The following is a 19,072-nucleotide window of genomic DNA, read 5'->3' as shown; positions in this document are numbered from 1 at the left end:
ATCACATTATTTGCAAAATGCAAGTATTATTATTTATAAGAAGAACTTCTTTAAAAAGAAGTTCTTCTCCCCTGCTTTCCAAAGTCACGTCTTATTTTCTTTAGGTAGAGTAATGCTAACTTTAAATAAATCACCATCCACTAGAATGGAAAGCCTTCCCGCATGTAGGTCAATTATTGATTGTGCGATCGCTAATCCAAGTCCTGAACCTTCCGTTTGACGTGAGGTATCACCTCTTTTAAATCGTTCAAAGAGTTCTTCACTATTTTCACTAAGCTCATATTTCGATACATTTTTAAACGTAATCACTGTTTCCTTATTCTTGGTTTCCACCGTTATATAGGCACGTGATTGTTCAAGTGAATATTTGAGTATATTTCCAATTAGGTTGTCAAATACTCTCCATAGCTTTTGTCCATCAACATAAGCTAGCACTGGAGAATTGGAGTTGGTGATTCGAAATTGTACGGTTGATTCTCTGATGTCTGTATCGTATTCCGCAAGAGCTTGCTGCAGAAGCTGAACAATATCTACTTCTTCTTTTTGTAATTCAATATTCCCACTTGCCATCTTTGAAACCTCAAATAAATCATCAATTAACACCTTTAACCTTTTTGATTTTTTATCAATGATGTTAATATATGATTTCCGTTCCTCCAAAGAAACCTCTGTATTTTTTAATAACTCCGTGTAATTAATGATAGATGTTAAAGGTGTTCTCAAGTCGTGACTAACATTAGTTATGAGTTCAGTCTTTAATCTCTCACTTTTTGCTTGTTCGTTCTGCGAGGTTTTAACCCCTTGCTTTAGTTGATTGATATTATTTGCAAGGGTTGATAGTGCTGAATTGCCGGATGTTTTTAAATCTGCCCCTAACCTTCCCGCTGCCAATTCATTGGTTGTTTCTACGATGGAATTGAAGTAGGCGATTTTATTTGTAATTCTAATAACTATTGGATAGCCAAGTACAGCTAACAGGATAAAATAAACTAGAAAAAACGCAGGATGTAACGTAATAATGATTACCGCTAGCCCAAGTCCAAATAAGGTTAAGAGGATAAGAAACACTTGAGTCGCTGTACTTCGGTCATAGAAAGCCTCTTCAATGGTCTCCATACTATCTACATATACCTCTTTAACAATTAAAAATAATTTATATAAAAGTGACTTTTGACATTGTACTTTCACAGTTTCCCAATCCTTCATTTCACTAGCTATAAAAAGTGCTTGGATGAAGGATACTCCCCAAAGGATAGCCCCTATGCCTATGCAAAAAACTATTTCAATCGCATCGTAGTAGTTCCCATTTACTGCATACTGATATCCATCAATGATGATAAAAAGATTTGTACATGCAGCAATCATTGCTAAGAGAAATAGTATGACTCTAACATCTATTGGTAGCTTATTATAAAATGGGTGAAGTCTCTTGACTTCATCACGTATACCTCTTGATTTCTTCCCTATTACTAGCGATAACAAGAGTGCTAAACCGCTTGACCCAACAAATATATAAAATATTACACGCTTTTGCTTATAGTTTTCAGCAGCCACAACATATTTATTTGAAGCAGGTAAGGATTTTGCAAGGCCAATTTGTCCATTATAAGGCCCAATAGAATTTGGAGTTACAGAATCTAGTAACTCTGTGTATTTATAATCATAAGTACCATAGTGAATGGCATAATCTCTTGAGACGGTTAAATTGGTTTTATATCGGAAATCGTCACTAGATAAATCCTTCCAATTTTCACTCTGAATAACCTTTTCATTTGGACTTGTTAAAGAGTATGAAAAGGACTTTTTATACTCTTCAAAAAGAGGTCTTTTCCTCTCCAACTCTTCATATAACTCTTCTAATTTTTGTTCTTTCTCTATAATGATTTTACCTTTTACATAATCATCACTTTCGAAGTTTTTCGTAATATCAGCAATTTTAGCGTCTCTTTCCGCTGTGAAATTATTTAGTGCCTCTTCGTCTTCCGCTTCCTGTGCTTCAAGAATTCTTCCCTCATATTGAGATTTAATATTGGCAATTTGGCCTTCTAGGCTTCCGGACCGGTACCGATGCTCTTTAATTTCCTCCTCTGAAACAGAAATGGCCTCCTTCGCTTCCTCAATTGGCATAGCATAAAGGTCGAATAAACCTAAATAACTCGCAAACTCATCAAAAGCTCCTTGGAATTCAAGAGAATGATAATAATCTTTATACAAATAACTGTTCCCATGAACCATTAACGTAAAAAGCCCACTAACACCATAGCTAAAGAAGAGTAAGCATATCAAAAGAACGATTCTATTTTTCCACCTTGTACCCAATTCCCCACACCACCTTTAGAAATCTTGGATTTTTCGGATCGATTTCAATTTTCTCTCTGATTTTTCTAATATGTACGGCTACTGTGTTTTCAGCGTTGTACCCCGGTTCCTTCCAAACGAGTTCATAGATTTCGTTGATAGAAAACACTCGTCCGGCATGAATCATGAGCAACTCTACAATTTTGTATTCAATCGGTGTAAGTTTTACTTTTTCGCCATGAACAGTTACTTCCTTGGCATCTTGGTCAAGGATTAATCCATTCAAATCAATGTTTTTCTTTACTCCTTCAAACGTTCCTAAGCTTACATATCGTCTCAGCTGTGATTTCACTCTAGCCACGAGCTCCATGGGATTAAACGGTTTTGTCACATAATCATCCGCCCCAACTTGTAAGCCTAAAATTTTATCTGTATTCTCGCTTTTGGCACTTAACATAATGATCGGAATATTTCTTATTTCTCGTATTCTATATGTGGCAGAAATTCCGTCTAACTTTGGCATCATAATATCTAAGATGATTAAATGAATCTCCTGCTTTTGGAGGATTTCTAGAGCTTCCAATCCATCACTAGCTTTGATCACTCGTACCCCTTCATTTTTTAAATAAATCTCAATGGCATCTCGTATTTCTTTTTCATCGTCCACGACAAGTACATTGTATGAGTTCATTGTCACCCTACTTTCTAGCAGCTTTTTCTCTATTTATAGTAAACAGTAAATCTTAACAATCGACCTCTAAAAATCTTAAGAATTTCTTAATTCTTTCTTTATTTTATACGATTTGGAAATAATAAGGGTACTTAATAAATTGAAGTTGACATGAAACCAAATGGTTTCGTATAATCCTAATAGGAAACCTTTTGGTTTCATATTATAGTAAAAGGATGGGAAATTATGAAGGTTCAAGATATTCGAAAAACAACCGTGTTTCAAGCACCAATTCAAAAAGTATGGAATGCAGTGGCTACTGCAGAAGGTATTTCCTCTTGGTTTATGCCAAATGATTTTCAACAAGAAGTGGGTAGTGAATTTACTATTCAGTCTCCGTTTGGTCCAAGTCCTTGCAAGGTGTTAGAGCTTGAGCCACCAAATCGACTCGTATTTGCTTGGGGAACAGATGGATGGGTCGTTACGTTTGAATTAAAAGAATTAGAAGACAAAACGGAGTTTACCCTTGTTCATTCTGGCTGGGGCGACACAGAGGAAGTTATTCCATTGGCTAACGAAACGCACCAAGTTATTCGCGACCGCATGAATGGTGGATGGGGACCTCTTGTTGATGTGAAACTACGCGGGGTTGTTGAGGCGTAATGGCCGCTGTCCCAAACCACGATGTGTTTCAAGCGATTGCTGATCCTACTAGAAGGAAAATATTAATGCTTCTTGCCAATCAGGATTTATCCGTAACCGCCATTAGTGATCAATTTCCGATAACTCGAACAGCAGTTTCCAAGCATCTCCGGATCTTATCTGATTCCAATCTAGTCGGAATGACCAAGACAGGGAGAGAAAAGATTTATAAGCTACACCCAGAATCCTTTACAGAAATTAAAGACTGGCTAAGCTATTTTGATCAGTTCTGGGATAATAAGCTTTCGGTGCTTAAATTTCTTGTGGAAGATCAGGAAAAATAAGGTTATAGAGTACCTTAGTGGGTACTCTATAACCTTGTTAGGATGGCTTGTTGCAACTTTTCCAATTCGACATAAATTTAGTCCATTTTCGACAACCTCAAAATTTATTAAAATATGAATCTATTTCTTCCTTCGTTTTAAGTACAATCACCTGTTTCCCCATCATCTCATACGTTTCCAACCGATCCATCATCTTCTTTTTCCTATCAAAATAGGTAGAAATAATAAATTTAATAAATTTCCAATCTAGCTTCTCAGTACAACCGATTGTCATATCAGGTCTCGTATGACCAATGTTCGTAAGATACCGTTTTACTACACGGTATAAACAAATAGGTAATGGAAGTTCTAAGTATATAACGGTGTCGCAGTACCTCTCTCTTACATTTATGGTTTTTGTGTAATTTCCCTCAATGATCCATTGTTCTTTTTCTACTAGCTTTTTTTGTGCAGAAGAAAACTCCTCATGTGTTGCCTCTACCCAACCGGATTTCCAAAAATAAGAATCAAGATGGTAAACAGGGATATTTCTATATTTTCCAAGCTTCCTAGCAAACGTCGATTTTCCAACACCCGCAGACACCCCAATGACCATGATTCGATTCATTTTTCCACCTTCTAATCTGTATGTAATATTTTTCTATTTTCTCACAAATGACTATATTCTACACTACTTTCCTGGATTTTCATTGAGCATTCACTCCTCCGCCTACAGCTGAATGACGGCAAGAAAATAGTAAAAGGGGAAAGAACACAATTGGTTCTTTCCCCTTTACTATACATCCTACTCAATCCACTGAACGATATCGTTCATTTCTTTTCTGATTTTTGGACGAGGCTCTTTATCACGATATCCAAAGGCAACCATGACAGAAACAGCTAAATGTCCATCCTCTAGTAAGTTTTCTTCTTCTAATATTTTCTGGACTTGGTCATAGCTAAATCCTTCAATTGGACATGAATCAATTCCAATCATTGCAGCGGCTGTCATCATATTTGCTAAGGCAATATAGGTTTGCTTTCCTGCCCAGTCCAACATCGTGCGTTCATTATCCAATAAATGAAGATCCTCTTCTTGGAAGGTCTTATATCTTTCGACAATTTTCCCAAAAAGCTCTTCAGGAAATTTCTTCACTTCTAACATTTGATGTTTAACGTACTCCGAATCATACTTTGTATCTTTAATTGTTCTAGCCAGAATAATAACAAAATGGCTAGCTGTCGGAAGCTGACCTTGTGCTCCCCACGACACTTCCCTTAATTTTTCTCTTAGGGCAGTATTTTGTACAACTACGAATTTCCATGGTTCATATCCAACTGAGCTTGGTGATAATCTAGCGGCCTCAAGTATATATTCAAAATCCTCATCACTGATTTTTTTTGAAGCATCGAAGGATTTTGTCGCATGTCTGAAACGAAAGGCCTCTAGAACTTCTTCCCTTTTTTTTGATTGATCTGTCATAAAAATCGTCTCCTATAACTTTGTGATATATTGATCATAGTATATTTATTTCTTCAGGGGAAGTAAAATGCTTAATGGTTGATGTAGTTTGGCTTATCTTGATTAACCAAAGATATATGTAATACAAGCTTTTCATTTATGGATGCAAAAAAAACCTGATTTAATTCCACCTTTTTTTCTGAGAGTTCTTCCTTTAACCACGTCTCATCTTTGTTTAAATGATGAAGGGTAGTCGTATCAATCATCCCTTCGATAATGACAGGCAAACTAATTTGATGGTCTACTTCAGTAAGACCTAGATCCTTTTTAATAACCGGCGCCTCACCAGAGTATTTGAATAAAGAGAGACGTCCATTTGCTTCAACGATTCCTAGTTGAACAACGGATAGGTCAAACACATCCTTTTCCCTAAGCATTTGTAATATATTATCGATGGAGTAATTAATCTTTTTTAAATTATTTACAATTAGCTCACCGTTTTTTATAACAATGGTAGGTTCGAAGGTGACTGCCTTCCCAATTTTACGATATTTAATTACTGTGGCAGTCACAATCCTTTGTAGTATGGCAAGGGCAATTACCGCTGCTGCAGTAGGGATTTGTTTAATGGTTGGATCTGCAATATCCGCCCCAACGATTGCTCCAAGTGTAATGATGACTAAAAAGTCAAACACAGGAAGTTCACCGATTGATCTTTTACCCATAAACAGTGTTGCCATTAACAGAAGTGGTAAAATGGTAAAGATTCTTCCATAAACCAATAATATGTCCTTTAAAGCTTCCATGTCCATTGACCCCCCTTCCAGAAAAAAACTCTTTTTTTATAGTAACCAAAAAAGGCAACTACTGTCTCCAATAAAAGAACCTGAATCCGTCTTTGGATTCAGGTTCTTGGAAAAATTACGTTAATTCAATTTGTTTAGTCTCACGTCCTAATAACGCTAATACCGCTACACCCACTACGATACTAATACAGAAAATTGTAAAAATAAATCCAATGGTATAGCCGGCAGCTACAAGAGAGCCTACTAATAAAGGACCGAGAATACCACCTATTCGACCGATTGCTGCGGCCATACCAGATCCTGTCCCACGAATCACAGCTGGATACTGTTCTGGAGTATATGCATATAATGCTCCCCATGCGCCTAAGTTAAAGAACGATAATAAAATTCCGGCTGTCATTAAAACAACTGTCGTTTCAGCATTTCCGAACACTAGTGCAGAAGCAGCTGTTCCTAATAAATAGGTAACTAACACAAATTTACGACCGACTTTTTCAATCAGCCACGCGGCTGTATAATAACCTGGCAATTGGGCTAACGTCATGATTAACACATATTCAAAACTTTTAATCATGCTAAATCCCTTCATAACCATTACGCTTGGTAACCATAAAAACATACCATAATAAGAGAAAACCACTGTAAACCAAACCACCCAAAGTACTAAGGTAGAACGCGAATGTTCTTTAGACCATACATCTTGGATGTTTTGACGTACTGTTCTTTTTTCTACCTTCCTTTTTGAAAATGCTGGTGAGTCCGGTAAGTTCAAGCGTAAATAAAGTGCATAAAATGCCGGAATGGCACTAATAATCAATGCAATTTTCCAACCATAGGATGGAATAACGAAATAAGAAATAAGTGCAGATAGAAGCCAACCAAATGCCCAAAAGCTTTCAAGTAGAACCACTACACGCCCACGGTCTTTAGCTGGGACACTTTCAGACACAAGTGTGGAGGCAACAGGTAGTTCCCCTCCTAGCCCCATCCCAACAAAGAAACGCAGAACTAAAAAAGCGGCCAGGGTGGTTGTAAAAGCAGAAGCCCCACTCGCTAATGAGAATAATAAAAGTGTGATAATAAAAATATTCTTTCTCCCGATTTTATCAGCCCAAATTCCAAATAAGAGAGCCCCTACAGCCATCCCAATGGAATTCACACTTCCAATCCAGCCCATTTGCTGAGGTGTTAAACCCCAATCAGCATTTAGTGCGGCAATAATGAAAGAAAGCATCCCGACATCCATCGCATCGAACATCCATCCTAGCCCTGCAATGCCGAGTAATTTCTTTTGTGATATTGTTTTATTTTCCAACTATGTAGCCCTCCTCTTGTCTTGACATCTGTCATTACCAGATAACTATAGACCTCGTTATAGAAAAAGACAAGTAAAATTACATACTTGTTGGTGAACATTGCATTTATTTTAAACGTTCCTTCCCTTTTTCATACAAAATGACAAAAACGGAAAAGGCATGCCTATTTACAATTTCCTATCCTATCTAATATAATGAACTAGATACAGTATTTAACAATTAAAGGAGGAAAAGGACCCGATGAATACGCCTGTTGTTTTTGTGATTTGACTACGCTAATTGACCACGGGATACGTGTGTCCATTTTTAGCAAAGCCAATCGTAAAACAACAGACATTTCAAATCCTTTTTCCCTTTTTCTATTAAAAGTTATAAACAAAGGGAAAAGTGTGTATACTTTTCCCTTTTTCATGTGTCAATTTTATAGGATTTTTTGTGCCCTTCTCTGTTTTACGGTTGGTTCAATCAACCGATAAAGGAGTAGACTTGATGAGTATATTATCAGTAAAAAATATTACCCATTATTTTGGAGATAAACTAGTTATTAAAAATATTTCATTCGATTTATTGCATAAGGAAAGAGTGGGTTTAGTCGGAGCCAACGGATCAGGAAAATCAACTTTATTAAAAATTATTAACGGCTACCATTTAGCTGATGAAGGAACCATTGATTGGCTTCCTCAAACAAAGGTCGGATATCTTGAGCAGCATATTGAACTTGTTAAGGGAATAACCATACGACAATATCTACAAAGCGCTTACCAGCATTTATACGATATAGAAGCAGAAATGCTTCAACTAAGTAATCAACTAGGGGTTGTGCCTGAAGTAGAACTTGATTTATATCTTAAACGTTTCGCTCTTCTACAAGAACAGCTTGACCACGGGGATTTTTATTTGATTGATGCCAAGGTAGAGGAAATAGCAGATGGATTGGGTATTACTACACTTGGTTTGGAGACGGATGTTAGCAAATTAAGCGGAGGTCAACGAACCAAGCTGTTACTAGCTAAATTATTACTTGAAGAACCAAACGTATTACTTCTGGATGAACCAACAAATTATCTAGATGTTTCCCATATTGAGTGGCTTACAAATTATTTACGGAACTATCCTCATTCTTTTATTCTCATTTCGCATGATACGGGCTTTATGAACGAGGTTGTAAATATCATCTATCATCTTGAACACAAAATGCTTACTCGGTATTTAGGGAACTACCAAAAGTTCCTAGAAACGTATGAGTTAAGAAAGCAGCAATCCTTCCTTGCTTATAATAGACAGCAAGCTGAAATAAAGAAACTCGAAACGTATGTACAGAAAAACAAAGCCCGCGCCTCTACTTCAAAGCAAGCAAAGGCCCGTGAGAAAAAATTGATGAAAATAGACCGGATAGATATTCCTAATCCACCTCCAAAACCGAAGTTTGCCTTCCGAGTGTGCGAACGTCCCGCTAGTATAATAGCTGAACTACAGCAATTGCAGGTAGGATATGATCGACCCCTTCTTCCACCGTTTTCAAGAACAGTAAGAAGAGGAGAAAAAATCGCCATAACAGGTTACAATGGAATCGGAAAATCGACCACTCTTAAAACCATAATTGGGGAGATTACACCCCTAAGTGGAACAATTTCGTTTGGGCAAAACGTTCGAGCCGCTTATTTTTCTCAGGAAATGGTGGAAGCACCGGACATTTCACCCCTTGAATATTTATGGAACATCCATCCAAACATGACGCAAAAAGAGGTTCGTCAAGCTCTGGCTCGTACAGGCTTGAAGTCAGAGCATATTTTTCAGCCTCTTTCCCTTTTGAGTGGTGGAGAGCAGACACGAGTCAGATTATGTGAATTTATGCTAGAAGAGAGCAATTGGTTAATTCTTGACGAGCCAACGAATCACCTTGACATAATGGCCAAAAAGATACTATCTAAGGCATTACAAGAATATGAAGGAACAATAATCGTTGTATCCCACGAACCAGATTTTTACTCTCCATGGGTCACACAAGTGTGGAATTTAGAACAGTGGGGAGTGTCTAACTAGAAATGAGGGCAAACAGTGTTTAAAAAAGTGAAAATATGGGCGACAAATTTAAAAAGACAACTTATTTTATTATATGTTTCTTATAAAGACCCACGAGTAAAATGGTACGTCAAGATCTTTGTTGCTTGTGTGTTAGCTTATGCATTTAGTCCTATTGATCTAATCCCTGATTTTATTCCCATTCTCGGGATACTTGATGATATTATCCTAGTTCCTTTTGGAATATATCTTTCATTAAAGATGATACCATCAGACGTTATCAAGGATGCAACCTTAAGAGTCGATACACTCAAAGGAAAGACGAAACCCAAAAACTGGATAGCTGGTGGTTTGATTATTTTTGGTTGGCTTTTTGTTGGGATTTGGCTCGTTTCCCTATTTTTAATTAATTAGTAAGGCTCAAGGAATTATCCTTGAGCTTTTATTTTTACAATTCCCTATTTACATTGACGTTGCGTAAAGGTTTATAGTGAACTTATTAGGAGGTGAAACATATGGAGTACACGGTTCAAAAGCTCGGACAATTGGCAGGTGTTAGTACGAGGACCTTACGATATTACGATCAAATCGGTCTCTTGCAACCAAGCAGGGTTAATTCGAATGGCTATCGAATTTATGGGCAATCGGAGGTGAATCGTCTCCAACAAATTCTTTTTTATAAAGAGCTTGGAGTAAATTTAGATACGATAAAAGAAATACTATCCTCCCCCACCTTTGACGCAGAATCAGCGTTAAGAGAACATCGTTTAAAACTGATAGAAAAGCGAAACCAAATAGAAACGTTAATTTGTAATGTAGAAAAGAGCATCGCACAAACGGAAGGGAGAACAACTATGTCAAATAAAGAGAAATTTGAAGGATTTAAACAAAACTTACTTGCTGAAAATGAAAAGAAATACGGAAAAGAGATTCGAGATAAATATGGAAAAGAGAATGTCGAACAATCAAATACCAAACTTATGAACCTGTCTGAAGAGGACTACCAAAAAGTGACTGCTCTAGAGCAACAAATAAGAGATGTTTTAGCTCAGGCTTTTACAAGTGGAAATCCAGCAGGTCCACTTGCCCAACAAGCTGCTGAACTTCATAAGCAATGGCTTTGTTATTTTTGGCCTACCTACAGCATAGAAGCTCATGCTGGCCTCGCCCAAATGTACGTAGGTGATGAAAGATTCACTGCTTACTATGATAAAGACCAACCTGGAACAGCAGAATTTTTACGTGACGCAATTCTCATTTACACGAAATAAGAGGAGCCCGCTCTCCTTTTATTTTATTCTCAGCAATGGACCTAGTGCTCTATTAGCAATTCAATCAACCAGCAATCCCGATACTCGCCCTCATGTAGCTCATGCTTCGGGAGGAATTTCACTTTTTTAAAACCGCATTTTTCATAACATCTTAATGCCCTTTTATTACTAGTATGTGGGTCCATGATAATTCGATTAGCACTTTTTTGAGTAACTAAGTAATTAACCATCGTATTAATAAGAAGCGTACCAATTCCTTTATTCCAATATTCTATTTCCCCTATAAATTGATCTAAACCAAAGGTGTTCGCTTCATCTTCAACTGTATAGGTTTGGATATAACCTATGGGCTTTTCATCCGACATAAAAATATATCGAGAAAGCCCTTCCTCTTTCATAAAGTAGGTTTCCAAAACTCGTTCCATTGTAAAAGGTTGATCTCTTCCTTCAAAGTATTCCAAAACAGCTGGGTCTGATAGCCATTTTGTTAGATGACCTGCATCATTTGTTGTGATTGGTCGAATGGTTATTTTACCGCTTTTTATCTCCACCCTAGATCCCCCCTCTTGCAATAGAAAGCCAAATCTACGGAATAGATTTGGCTTATTTGTTATTTATTCTTTTTTGCTGCTTGAGCTGGCTTCGGCATATCACCCACTGTTATCCCCGATAACTCCGTACGATTCATTTTACTTGTGTCTTTTCCCGCACCAGGTAATGTATTCGCCATTGGTAATTGTTCTAGTTCCTTTCCTCTTGGCAAGCATATCACCTCCCTTGTCATTAACATACTTCCTTATCCTGACCTAAATGTCATATCCAAATTCTATATTTGTATAAAGCATTCGATAGCCAAGGGATTGGTATAGTGCAATCGCATTTCGATTATCTCCAAACACTCCTAATGTTGCTTCTGTTTTTCCTTTTTCCTTTAAGAAAGTTAGCGCTTCAGAAATTAACGCCTTGGCTATTCCCCTTCTTCTCCAATCAGGTAATACAAAAATGTTTTCAGTGGCACTTCTCTTTTCTCCGAGTCCCCATGTCATGATACTTCCCACTACCTTGTTTCCGTAAAATGCTGTAAATGTGTCCCATTCTGCTCCTGACATTGTCCACCTTAGATGATTTAAGCTCCAACATAGACCGTTTGGATCTCCCGCTGCCTCTGCTTGCAAATACTTTTCCTGCTCCTCGTTTGTCTCCATTTTCCAATTCATTATCTTGATATTAGGTGGTAGTGGGAATTGCGGAATCGGTTCCGTTAAGTCTCTTTTCATTACCAAATGATTTTGTTTTACGATAAATCCTTTTGATAAATAAAAATCCATCTCCTCTAAATCATCGGTGGAAATTGTATGTATTATTGTTATTTTTTTATTAGGGTATTGATTTCGGATCATCTTGGCTCTTTCCATAACGACATCTGTTAACTCATGCACTGCATCTTGTGGGACCGTCGTGTTCTCATTTATCGATACGTCCATTTGCAGCTTAAATTCAAAGTCCAAAGTCTTATCTGGATCTTTTATGAACTCCCAAGACTGATCAGGAGCAATATGTGCGGAAGCTAGCATTTCCCCTTTTTCACTAACTGCACAGAAAATATTTTCGGAAGTATAGTCCCCATTGTATTGATACGCTAGCATGGAAATAAAATCATATTCAGCGATTTGATTTGCATCCTGTTCCTTATAATTTCTAATTATAAATGGCTTCTTCACTCTCTCCATATGTACATCCTCTCAATATCACTTTTCTATTCACATAATTCTTCCTTATTTAATGATTTCCCTCTTTTTGTTTAACCCAACACTAAGTGTCCACTCCACACGGACAAAACTACAAAAACTGTCCACGAAGGGTGTCTGTCACCACAAATAAAAAAAAAATTTATTGACAGTTGAATGAATGCGTTTTATAGTTAAAACATCGATACTGATAATCATTATCAATTAATTAATTTTTATATAAGGAGGTTTCCAATGGTTCGCTTATATACAGACCAACTATCCGTTGCTTATGGAGAACGTACGATAGTAAAAAACCTCAGTATCCATATACCAGATAATAAAATCACCACCATTATTGGTTCCAATGGCTGTGGAAAATCGACTTTACTTAAAGCAATTACACGGATTATTTCTCAACAAGCTGGCACAGTCCTATTAGATGGAGAGGACATTGCTAAGCAGCATACCAAAGAGTTAGCTAGAAAAATGGCCATACTCCCCCAGTCGCCTGAAAGTGTTGGTGGCCTAACGGTTGGCGAGCTCGTCAGTTATGGTCGCTTCCCTTATCAAAAAGGGTTTGGTCGTTTGACGAAACGAGATTATGAAGTGATTGATTGGGCTCTTGAGGCCACAGGTACAATTGAGTTTAAATATCGACCTGTTGACGCCCTTTCTGGCGGTCAAAGACAACGGGTATGGATTGCTATGGCACTTGCTCAGGAAACAGATATTATTTTCCTAGATGAACCTACTACTTATTTGGACATGGCTCATCAGCTCGAGGTTCTAGAGCTTTTACAAGAATTAAACCAAAATGAAGGACGAACGATTGTCATGGTGTTACATGACTTGAATCAAGCCGCTCGATTTGCAGACCATTTGATTGCCTTAAAAGCAGGAGAAATTGTAAAAGCGGGTACATGTGAAGAAGTGATACAACGTGACGTATTGCGTGAAGTATTTCAAATTGATGCTGAAATCGGCAGAGATCCACGAACAAATAAACCAATGTGTATAACCTACAACTTATTTAAAGGGAATTCCATACAAGAAAAACACTCGGTTACTAATCTTATTCCTGTTAGTGTTTAATTACTGGTACTACGTTGTAGAGGAATTCATTGACGAATTCCTCTTTTTCTTTTGATATTTAAAAAGCGAGGTGAATGGATTGATACATAATAACAAAGCGATATCGTTTTTCTTCAAATGTATGGTTGCACTCATTCTATTTATTCTTATGTTTGGAATTGCAATGGTTTTCGGTGCTGCCGATACCACTTTCAAGGATGTTTGGCTTGCTTTATTATCTAATCAGACCAGTGAAAAAATATTAATCTTACAAGAAATTCGATTGCCACGCGAAATTGCTGCAATAGTGGTTGGGGCGGCACTAGCTGTGTCTGGGGCAATCATGCAAGGAATGACACGAAACCCAATAGCTGATCCAGGCTTGTTGGGTCTTACCGCAGGAGCGAATGCAGGATTAGCCATTACTTTTGCTTTACTACCATCTGCCAATTACTACTGGGTTATGCTCGCTTGTTTTATTGGTGCGTCTGTTGGAGCTTTGCTCGTTTTTGGTATAAGTGCAGTAAAAAAAGGTGGATTTTCCCCCATCCGTATCGTTCTTGCAGGATCAGCAATATCTGCCTTTCTTTTTGCTATTACTGAAGGCATTGCTATCCTCTTTAAAATCTCAAAAGATGTTTCCATGTGGACAGCTGGAGGAGTAATCGGAACCAACTGGGGACAACTTCAAATAGTAGTCCCTGTCATTATGATTGGAATTATTATTGCCATTTTCCTTTCTAGGCAACTAACCATTCTAAGCTTAAATGAAGAAGTCGCGGTAGGTTTAGGACAAAACACGACTCGTATAAAAGCCTTTTTGTTTGTCATTGTCATCGTTCTTTCTGGAGCAGCTGTAGCCTTAGCTGGTAATCTAGCTTTTATCGGTTTACTGGTACCCCATATTGTTCGTACAATAGTCGGAACTGACTACCGATTGATTCTTCCAATGTCCACTATTGTTGGAGGGACATTTATGCTTCTAGCGGACACGATTGGGCGAACGCTAAACACGCCATACGAAACACCAGTGGCAGCCATTGTTGCTATGATGGGGCTCCCCTTCTTTTTATTTATCATCCGTAAAGGAGGGAAAGAATTCTCATGATTCACCAGAATATTATAAAAAAACAAAGAGCCATTGTAATAGCTCTGCTCGTACTTATCTTAGGTACCATGATTGTAAGTTTAGGTCTTGGTTACTCTTCTGTTAGCTATGATCGAATCCTTCCTACCTTATTTGGATATGGGTCATTTAAGGAAGAATTTATTCTTTTTGATATCCGCCTTCCCCGGATTGTCATTACATTGTTAGCAGGCATGGCTCTTGCTTTATCCGGTGCCATTCTGCAAGGAATTACACGAAATGATTTAGCAGATCCTGGCATCATCGGGATTAATTCTGGGGCTGGTGTAGCGATAACCGTTTTTTTCCTTTTTGCACCTATCGATGCAGCAACATTTGCTTATGCAATTCCGATCCTTGCATTTTTAGGAGCCATCATTACATCAGCACTAATTTATATCTCATCTTACAAGAAAAGTGTTGGTCTTCAGCCAATGCGATTGGTACTAGTAGGTGTTGGTTTCTCAATGGCACTTTCTGGAGCCATGATCGTCCTCATTTCATCTGCGGAACGAGCGAAGGTAGACTTTATTGCTAAGTGGCTGGCAGGAAATATATGGGGAACAGATTGGCCATTTGTGTGGGCTATTCTCCCATGGTTACTTGTGTTAATTCCCTTTACTTTATACAAAGCAAATCGGATTAATATATTAGCCTTAGGTGAATCTATCTCCATTGGAGTAGGTATTTCCATTGAAAAGGAAAGAATCATTTTATTAACCACAGCTGTTGCGTTAGCTGCTTCTGCCGTTTCCGTGACAGGTGGCATAAGCTTCATCGGTTTAATGGCTCCACATATGGCAAAAGCGATGGTTGGACCAAGAAACCAATTGTTTATTCCAGTGGCTCTATTAGCTGGAGGATGGTTGCTATTATTTGCTGATACCATTGGACGTAATATCATTGAACCTGAAGGCATTGCAGCCGGGATCATGGTGGCCCTAATTGGTGCTCCTTATTTCCTATATCTTCTTTTAAAAAAATAAACAAAGACCCTCTTTTGTGTGAAGAGGGTCTTTTCATATGGTTTTTAACATAAAGGATTAAAGGGAATTCATTTTTCAAGCTCAAAAAGTAATGTAAGTTTTCGTCCATCCTCAGAGTAGGAGATTTGCTTTGCACACTTTTTCATGATTGCTATTCCTCTTCCCCTACTACTCGACAAGATTTCCATAAAATATTGATCAGGATCTTCCAATAATAGTACTCTTTCTTCGTAATTGAAACCGTCTCCATTATGCTCGACTTCTACAATCATCATACTATCACTTATTTGAGTTGTAACGGTAATAGCTAGTAATGAATTGTTTTTTATCCCGTGTTCAAATGCATTGTTTACCGCTTCTCGTATAGAGTACATAACGAGATGTATATTCTCTGATTGATACTCTTCTATGTAATGCTCCAATTCACGCTCGAGGGTCTCGTATTCTTCATATGTTGAAATCTGGATTGACTTTTGCATGTTTATCTATTTCACTTCCCTTATACACACCATATTATACTTTCCTCTATTATGAACCAACAATAACCTTTGTTAGTCAGCCTAAAAACACAAAAAGGGAGAACTTCTAAAAAGATCCTCCCACCCATCTTAATGATTTTGTTGTAATGCAGCGATTGCCTCTTGTTCCATTCCCTTTTTAACATAAATATCGTATTGAGTATTGTCCTTATAACGATCCGATCGTGTACTTATACCTCTATATGGTGTTTCAACTTTACAAGAAATCCCCTTATTTTTGAGCTTTGCCATCATCTTAAAATAATCTTCGTATCCAAAGGAAGACCATATTAAACTCCAACTTCTATTTCTTAAGGTTCGAACAGTAGTAAAGAAAATAAAAACTGATATCAGTACAGCAAAAGTAATAATCATTTACCCATCTCCTTTACCTCTAAACTCTTTTTCTATATATATGCAGGATTGTTTGTTCTAGTTTTATGGCGTCCCTATCCTTTTGAAGGCCAACAGCTTGGTCTATTTATAACAGCTTTGCATATAGTTTAATATATAGTGAGAAGGAGTTATTCATTATGAAAAAATATATGTATCTCATTAGTGTATTTGCCCTTATAACCCTGGTAGCTTATATGGAATCTCCAAACTCGACCCTTACTCATCCAAACGTACCAACTAACATGTACCCTTCTATTCCGTCCGTTGATGATTCTGACACTTCCGAAACAACAGAAGCAAATTCTGATGTAGAAAATGATGAGGAAGAAGCTGTTCTTGCTTCATTAGAACTAAAGCTTGAAAAAACAGAACTCGTGGATGGTTACATCATTGAAACATTCAGAGAATACGAGATCTACCATAATGAGGCTGGAGAGGTCGTTAAATCTGTACCAACAGACCACTACGAGTACTTAAAGTACTTAGATGATTAAGAAATTAATAACTCGAAAAGTATGTATCTAAACAACCATAATCACTCACCCTATAATGGGAGGTGAAAATAATGGCAGATGAAAGACCTATTGAATATAGCGGAAAAGTTCTGGATGAGAGAAACACACTAACAGGACCTGGAAAGGGAAAACAAGGCTTCCCAAAATCACCGAAGAATGTACCCATTCATAATAATCAAAAACAAAGCTAACTAAAAATCTACACTGGAGAAGACTGTTAAAAGCAGTCTTTTTCTTCTATTTATTAATTGCCTGCTTTACTCCCCATACTTGATGTTCATGAAATAATAATTCTTCTGCTTTATCTATAGTCACCCATATAGGTTCCTCATCCATCTCAATCGGCTCTTGCACCTTTTCACAAAGTGTAGCGAAGTAAAAATGCGCATGGCTCAAGGTTGGATTTTTCCCCATTGCAAGATGATATTTTTTAGCCTGCCCAAGGTACTCCCCCACTACTACGAGAAATCCTGTCTCCTCGAGCATTTCTCTATGTAGGCACTCCTCATGATTCTCTGTTTCCTCAATCCCTCCACCAGGTAAAAAGTACCCTCCACGAATCGTACGGATAAGCAAAATTTGATCCCTATTTTCATTGAGAATGATGCCATACACACCAACTCTCGTCTTATACCCAAGATTAGTAACCTTCTGACCGAAGACCAAAATTTCCATCTGAACCTTCCACCTTCTGCAATTATGTATACCTAGCAAACATAAATGGTTTACTCACCAACCATCATATGTGTATAAACTTAAAGAGAAACTTGTACATATAACATCCCTTTTTTAAATTTACCATTAACCACTTGGGAAAGTGAATTCTCCAAAAATTTGGAATGTTATGGTATTATATAAGAATTATATATTATAATGTGGTTAATGTTTGAGAGGATGTGCACATATGAAAGAAATTACATTAGGGATTTTAGCTTCGTTGTTTTTTGCTGTCACATTTATATTGAATCGATCGATGGAGCTATCTGGAGGCAGTTGGCTATGGAGTTCCTCGTTACGATACATTTTTATGGTACCCTTTTTATTAATCATTGTAATGTTTAGAAGAAATCTAAAACATATGTGGCAGGAGATGGTTTCCAATCCTCTTCCCTGGATTTTTTGGAGCTTTGTAGGCTTTGTATTATTTTATGCGCCTATAACCTTTGCTGCCGCATTTGGTCCCGGCTGGCTCGTTGCTGGTACTTGGCCACTTACCATTGTGGCCGGGGTATTTCTGGGTCCACTGTTTTATAAAACGGTGGAGTCAAAGAATGGTCCAATCAAGGTTCGACAGCAAATTCCGATACAGGCCTTATTCATTTCGTTTTTCATTCTAATAGGTGTTGTACTGATACAATGGCAGCACGCTCAAAGTTTAACCTTCGAGGTTGTAATAGCAAGCACTTTTCCTGTCCTCGTGGCGGCTTTTTGTTACCCACTGGGTAATAGAAAAATGATGGATATTTGTGGTGGGAAATTGGATACTTTTCAGCGGGTATTTGGTATGACCCTGGCGAGTCTTCCATTCTGGCTACTGCTTGCTGGAGTTGGATATGTTCAAGTTGGGCCGCCATCAACCGATCAAATAGTACAGTCATTCATTGTTGCCATTTCCTCTGGAGTGATTGCCACGACATTATTCTTCATCGCTACCGATCGTGTAAGAGATAACCACGACAAGCTCGCAGCGGTCGAAGCAACACAGTCGACTCAAGTCATTTTTGTCATTGTGGGGGAAGTCATCCTTTTATCCACCCCATTACCGAGTACACTTGCAACAATCGGACTATTTATCGTCATGTTCGGCATGCTTTTGCATAGCTTTTTATCGAAAAAAAGCCCTAAACCAAGCATAAATGTTAAAAAAGAGACATTTTCATAAAGAACCTAGGTTTAATAACCTAGACCAAAACTGCCAGG

23 protein-coding genes are annotated in these 19,072 nt (G+C 37.7%); 11 read left to right on the top strand and 12 right to left on the bottom strand.

All coding sequences use genetic code 11. The annotated features are described in order from the left end of the window. Positions 1–84: 84 nt before the first annotated feature. On the bottom strand, positions 85–2,319 hold the full coding sequence (locus BKO01S_RS12165; protein WP_066054012.1) for a sensor histidine kinase: 2,235 nt from the start codon (positions 2,317–2,319) through the stop codon (positions 85–87). Next, on the bottom strand, positions 2,297–2,989 hold the full coding sequence (locus tag BKO01S_RS12160; protein ID WP_066054009.1) for a response regulator transcription factor: 693 nt from the start codon (positions 2,987–2,989) through the stop codon (positions 2,297–2,299). The genes BKO01S_RS12165 and BKO01S_RS12160 overlap by 23 nt, the downstream gene beginning before the upstream one ends. Before the next feature lie 225 nt (positions 2,990–3,214). Between BKO01S_RS12160 and BKO01S_RS12155 the strand changes: the two genes are divergently transcribed. Then, positions 3,215–3,631: an SRPBCC family protein gene (locus BKO01S_RS12155; RefSeq protein WP_066054003.1), complete on the top strand. Its 417-nt coding sequence runs from the start codon at positions 3,215–3,217 to the stop codon at positions 3,629–3,631. Further along, a complete protein-coding gene (locus tag BKO01S_RS12150; protein WP_066053998.1) occupies positions 3,631–3,954 on the top strand; it encodes an ArsR/SmtB family transcription factor in 324 nt (107 codons plus the stop codon). The genes BKO01S_RS12155 and BKO01S_RS12150 overlap by 1 nt, the downstream gene beginning before the upstream one ends. Before the next feature lie 97 nt (positions 3,955–4,051). On the opposite strand, the gene BKO01S_RS12145 is transcribed toward BKO01S_RS12150, so the two are convergent. From BKO01S_RS12145 to BKO01S_RS12130, 4 genes are all read right to left on the bottom strand, one after another. Continuing rightward, positions 4,052–4,561, bottom strand: a complete 510-nt coding sequence (locus BKO01S_RS12145) for a P-loop NTPase family protein (protein WP_066053995.1) — start codon at positions 4,559–4,561, stop codon at positions 4,052–4,054. Between the two features lie 177 nt (positions 4,562–4,738). Continuing rightward, entirely contained in the window at positions 4,739–5,416 is a 678-nt protein-coding gene (locus BKO01S_RS12140) for an NAD(P)H-dependent oxidoreductase (RefSeq protein WP_066053994.1), read from the bottom strand. A 71-nt stretch (positions 5,417–5,487) separates the two neighbouring features. Further along, positions 5,488–6,201: a DUF421 domain-containing protein gene (locus tag BKO01S_RS12135; RefSeq protein WP_066054106.1), complete on the bottom strand. Its 714-nt coding sequence runs from the start codon at positions 6,199–6,201 to the stop codon at positions 5,488–5,490. 115 nt (positions 6,202–6,316) lie between these two features. Next, positions 6,317–7,459: an MFS transporter gene (locus BKO01S_RS12130; RefSeq protein WP_084362058.1), complete on the bottom strand. Its 1,143-nt coding sequence runs from the start codon at positions 7,457–7,459 to the stop codon at positions 6,317–6,319. 547 nt (positions 7,460–8,006) lie between these two features. On the opposite strand from BKO01S_RS12130, the gene BKO01S_RS12125 reads away from it, so the two are divergent. The 3 genes from BKO01S_RS12125 to BKO01S_RS12115 all read left to right on the top strand — a co-directional run bounded on the left by BKO01S_RS12125 (position 8,007) and on the right by BKO01S_RS12115 (position 10,810). Further along, on the top strand, positions 8,007–9,560 hold the full coding sequence (locus tag BKO01S_RS12125) for an ABC-F family ATP-binding cassette domain-containing protein (protein ID WP_066053987.1): 1,554 nt from the start codon (positions 8,007–8,009) through the stop codon (positions 9,558–9,560). A 15-nt stretch (positions 9,561–9,575) separates the two neighbouring features. Then, positions 9,576–9,953 (top strand): YkvA family protein, encoded by a 378-nt coding sequence (locus BKO01S_RS12120; RefSeq protein ID WP_066053984.1) that lies wholly within the window; start codon positions 9,576–9,578, stop codon positions 9,951–9,953. Between the two features lie 101 nt (positions 9,954–10,054). Then, positions 10,055–10,810, top strand: coding sequence for a MerR family transcriptional regulator (locus BKO01S_RS12115; protein ID WP_066053982.1), 756 nt, complete (start codon positions 10,055–10,057; stop codon positions 10,808–10,810). Between the two features lie 41 nt (positions 10,811–10,851). On the opposite strand, the gene BKO01S_RS12110 is transcribed toward BKO01S_RS12115, so the two are convergent. The 3 genes from BKO01S_RS12110 to BKO01S_RS12105 are packed head-to-tail and all read right to left on the bottom strand — an operon-like array spanning position 10,852 to position 12,540. Then, on the bottom strand, positions 10,852–11,361 hold the full coding sequence (locus BKO01S_RS12110; protein ID WP_066053979.1) for a GNAT family N-acetyltransferase: 510 nt from the start codon (positions 11,359–11,361) through the stop codon (positions 10,852–10,854). A gap of 59 nt (positions 11,362–11,420) precedes the next feature. After that, a complete protein-coding gene (locus BKO01S_RS24640; protein ID WP_198158806.1) occupies positions 11,421–11,573 on the bottom strand; it encodes a hypothetical protein in 153 nt (50 codons plus the stop codon). 43 nt (positions 11,574–11,616) lie between these two features. Beyond that, a complete protein-coding gene (locus BKO01S_RS12105; protein ID WP_066053975.1) occupies positions 11,617–12,540 on the bottom strand; it encodes a GNAT family N-acetyltransferase in 924 nt (307 codons plus the stop codon). 252 nt (positions 12,541–12,792) lie between these two features. Here BKO01S_RS12105 and BKO01S_RS12100 point away from each other — a divergent pair, with 252 nt between their 5' ends. The 3 genes from BKO01S_RS12100 (at position 12,793) to BKO01S_RS12090 (ending at position 15,723) form a co-directional block, all read left to right on the top strand. Continuing rightward, on the top strand, positions 12,793–13,632 hold the full coding sequence (locus tag BKO01S_RS12100; protein WP_066053973.1) for an ABC transporter ATP-binding protein: 840 nt from the start codon (positions 12,793–12,795) through the stop codon (positions 13,630–13,632). 121 nt (positions 13,633–13,753) lie between these two features. Further along, positions 13,754–14,719 (top strand): FecCD family ABC transporter permease, encoded by a 966-nt coding sequence (locus BKO01S_RS12095; RefSeq protein ID WP_066054104.1) that lies wholly within the window; start codon positions 13,754–13,756, stop codon positions 14,717–14,719. Further along, entirely contained in the window at positions 14,716–15,723 is a 1,008-nt protein-coding gene (locus tag BKO01S_RS12090) for a FecCD family ABC transporter permease (RefSeq protein WP_066053970.1), read from the top strand. Before BKO01S_RS12095 ends, BKO01S_RS12090 begins: the two co-directional genes overlap by 4 nt. 68 nt (positions 15,724–15,791) lie before the next feature. On the opposite strand, the gene BKO01S_RS12085 is transcribed toward BKO01S_RS12090, so the two are convergent. Next, positions 15,792–16,202, bottom strand: coding sequence for an ATP-binding protein (locus tag BKO01S_RS12085; protein WP_066053967.1), 411 nt, complete (start codon positions 16,200–16,202; stop codon positions 15,792–15,794). A gap of 129 nt (positions 16,203–16,331) precedes the next feature. Next, positions 16,332–16,616 carry a hypothetical protein gene (locus BKO01S_RS12080; protein ID WP_066053964.1) on the bottom strand — a complete coding sequence of 95 codons (285 nt, stop codon included), beginning with the start codon at positions 16,614–16,616 and terminating at the stop codon, positions 16,332–16,334. 158 nt (positions 16,617–16,774) lie between these two features. Here BKO01S_RS12080 and BKO01S_RS12075 point away from each other — a divergent pair, with 158 nt between their 5' ends. Then, positions 16,775–17,131 carry a hypothetical protein gene (locus BKO01S_RS12075; protein ID WP_066053961.1) on the top strand — a complete coding sequence of 119 codons (357 nt, stop codon included), beginning with the start codon at positions 16,775–16,777 and terminating at the stop codon, positions 17,129–17,131. Positions 17,132–17,202: 71 nt separating this feature from the next. Beyond that, positions 17,203–17,343, top strand: a complete 141-nt coding sequence (locus tag BKO01S_RS24385) for a hypothetical protein (protein ID WP_157077360.1) — start codon at positions 17,203–17,205, stop codon at positions 17,341–17,343. A gap of 46 nt (positions 17,344–17,389) precedes the next feature. On the opposite strand, the gene BKO01S_RS12070 is transcribed toward BKO01S_RS24385, so the two are convergent. Beyond that, entirely contained in the window at positions 17,390–17,827 is a 438-nt protein-coding gene (locus BKO01S_RS12070) for an NUDIX hydrolase (RefSeq protein WP_084362053.1), read from the bottom strand. Positions 17,828–18,056: 229 nt separating this feature from the next. On the opposite strand from BKO01S_RS12070, the gene BKO01S_RS12065 reads away from it, so the two are divergent. Continuing rightward, positions 18,057–19,034, top strand: a complete 978-nt coding sequence (locus BKO01S_RS12065; protein WP_066053958.1) for a DMT family transporter — start codon at positions 18,057–18,059, stop codon at positions 19,032–19,034. Positions 19,035–19,072 lie beyond the last annotated feature (38 nt).

This window comes from Robertmurraya korlensis NBRC 107688, from assembly GCF_001591645.1.
Lineage (GTDB): Bacteria > Bacillota > Bacilli > Bacillales > Cytobacillaceae > Robertmurraya_A.
This window is presented reverse-complemented; position numbering and strand designations above follow the sequence as displayed.

Bases quoted from the DNA above. Each gene is read 5' to 3' on its own strand.
- BKO01S_RS12075 (WP_066053961.1), top strand. From the start codon at position 16,775: ATGAAAAAATATATGTATCTCATTAGTGTATTTGCCCTTATAACCCTG.
- BKO01S_RS12095 (WP_066054104.1), top strand. From the start codon at position 13,754: ATGGTTGCACTCATTCTATTTATTCTTATGTTTGGAATTGCAATGGTT.
- BKO01S_RS12100 (WP_066053973.1), top strand. From the start codon at position 12,793: ATGGTTCGCTTATATACAGACCAACTATCCGTTGCTTATGGAGAACGT.
- BKO01S_RS12090 (WP_066053970.1), top strand. From the start codon at position 14,716: ATGATTCACCAGAATATTATAAAAAAACAAAGAGCCATTGTAATAGCT.
- BKO01S_RS12105 (WP_066053975.1), bottom strand. From the start codon at position 12,540: ATGGAGAGAGTGAAGAAGCCATTTATAATTAGAAATTATAAGGAACAG.
- BKO01S_RS12160 (WP_066054009.1), bottom strand. From the start codon at position 2,989: ATGAACTCATACAATGTACTTGTCGTGGACGATGAAAAAGAAATACGA.
- BKO01S_RS24385 (WP_157077360.1), top strand. From the start codon at position 17,203: ATGGCAGATGAAAGACCTATTGAATATAGCGGAAAAGTTCTGGATGAG.
- BKO01S_RS12140 (WP_066053994.1), bottom strand. From the start codon at position 5,416: ATGACAGATCAATCAAAAAAAAGGGAAGAAGTTCTAGAGGCCTTTCGT.
- BKO01S_RS12130 (WP_084362058.1), bottom strand. From the start codon at position 7,459: ATGTTCGATGCGATGGATGTCGGGATGCTTTCTTTCATTATTGCCGCA.
- BKO01S_RS12080 (WP_066053964.1), bottom strand. From the start codon at position 16,616: ATGATTATTACTTTTGCTGTACTGATATCAGTTTTTATTTTCTTTACT.
- BKO01S_RS12065 (WP_066053958.1), top strand. From the start codon at position 18,057: ATGAAAGAAATTACATTAGGGATTTTAGCTTCGTTGTTTTTTGCTGTC.
- BKO01S_RS12150 (WP_066053998.1), top strand. From the start codon at position 3,631: ATGGCCGCTGTCCCAAACCACGATGTGTTTCAAGCGATTGCTGATCCT.
- BKO01S_RS12145 (WP_066053995.1), bottom strand. From the start codon at position 4,561: ATGAATCGAATCATGGTCATTGGGGTGTCTGCGGGTGTTGGAAAATCG.
- BKO01S_RS12070 (WP_084362053.1), bottom strand. From the start codon at position 17,827: ATGGAAATTTTGGTCTTCGGTCAGAAGGTTACTAATCTTGGGTATAAG.
- BKO01S_RS12135 (WP_066054106.1), bottom strand. From the start codon at position 6,201: ATGGAAGCTTTAAAGGACATATTATTGGTTTATGGAAGAATCTTTACC.
- BKO01S_RS12155 (WP_066054003.1), top strand. From the start codon at position 3,215: ATGAAGGTTCAAGATATTCGAAAAACAACCGTGTTTCAAGCACCAATT.
- BKO01S_RS12085 (WP_066053967.1), bottom strand. From the start codon at position 16,202: ATGCAAAAGTCAATCCAGATTTCAACATATGAAGAATACGAGACCCTC.
- BKO01S_RS12115 (WP_066053982.1), top strand. From the start codon at position 10,055: ATGGAGTACACGGTTCAAAAGCTCGGACAATTGGCAGGTGTTAGTACG.
- BKO01S_RS12125 (WP_066053987.1), top strand. From the start codon at position 8,007: ATGAGTATATTATCAGTAAAAAATATTACCCATTATTTTGGAGATAAA.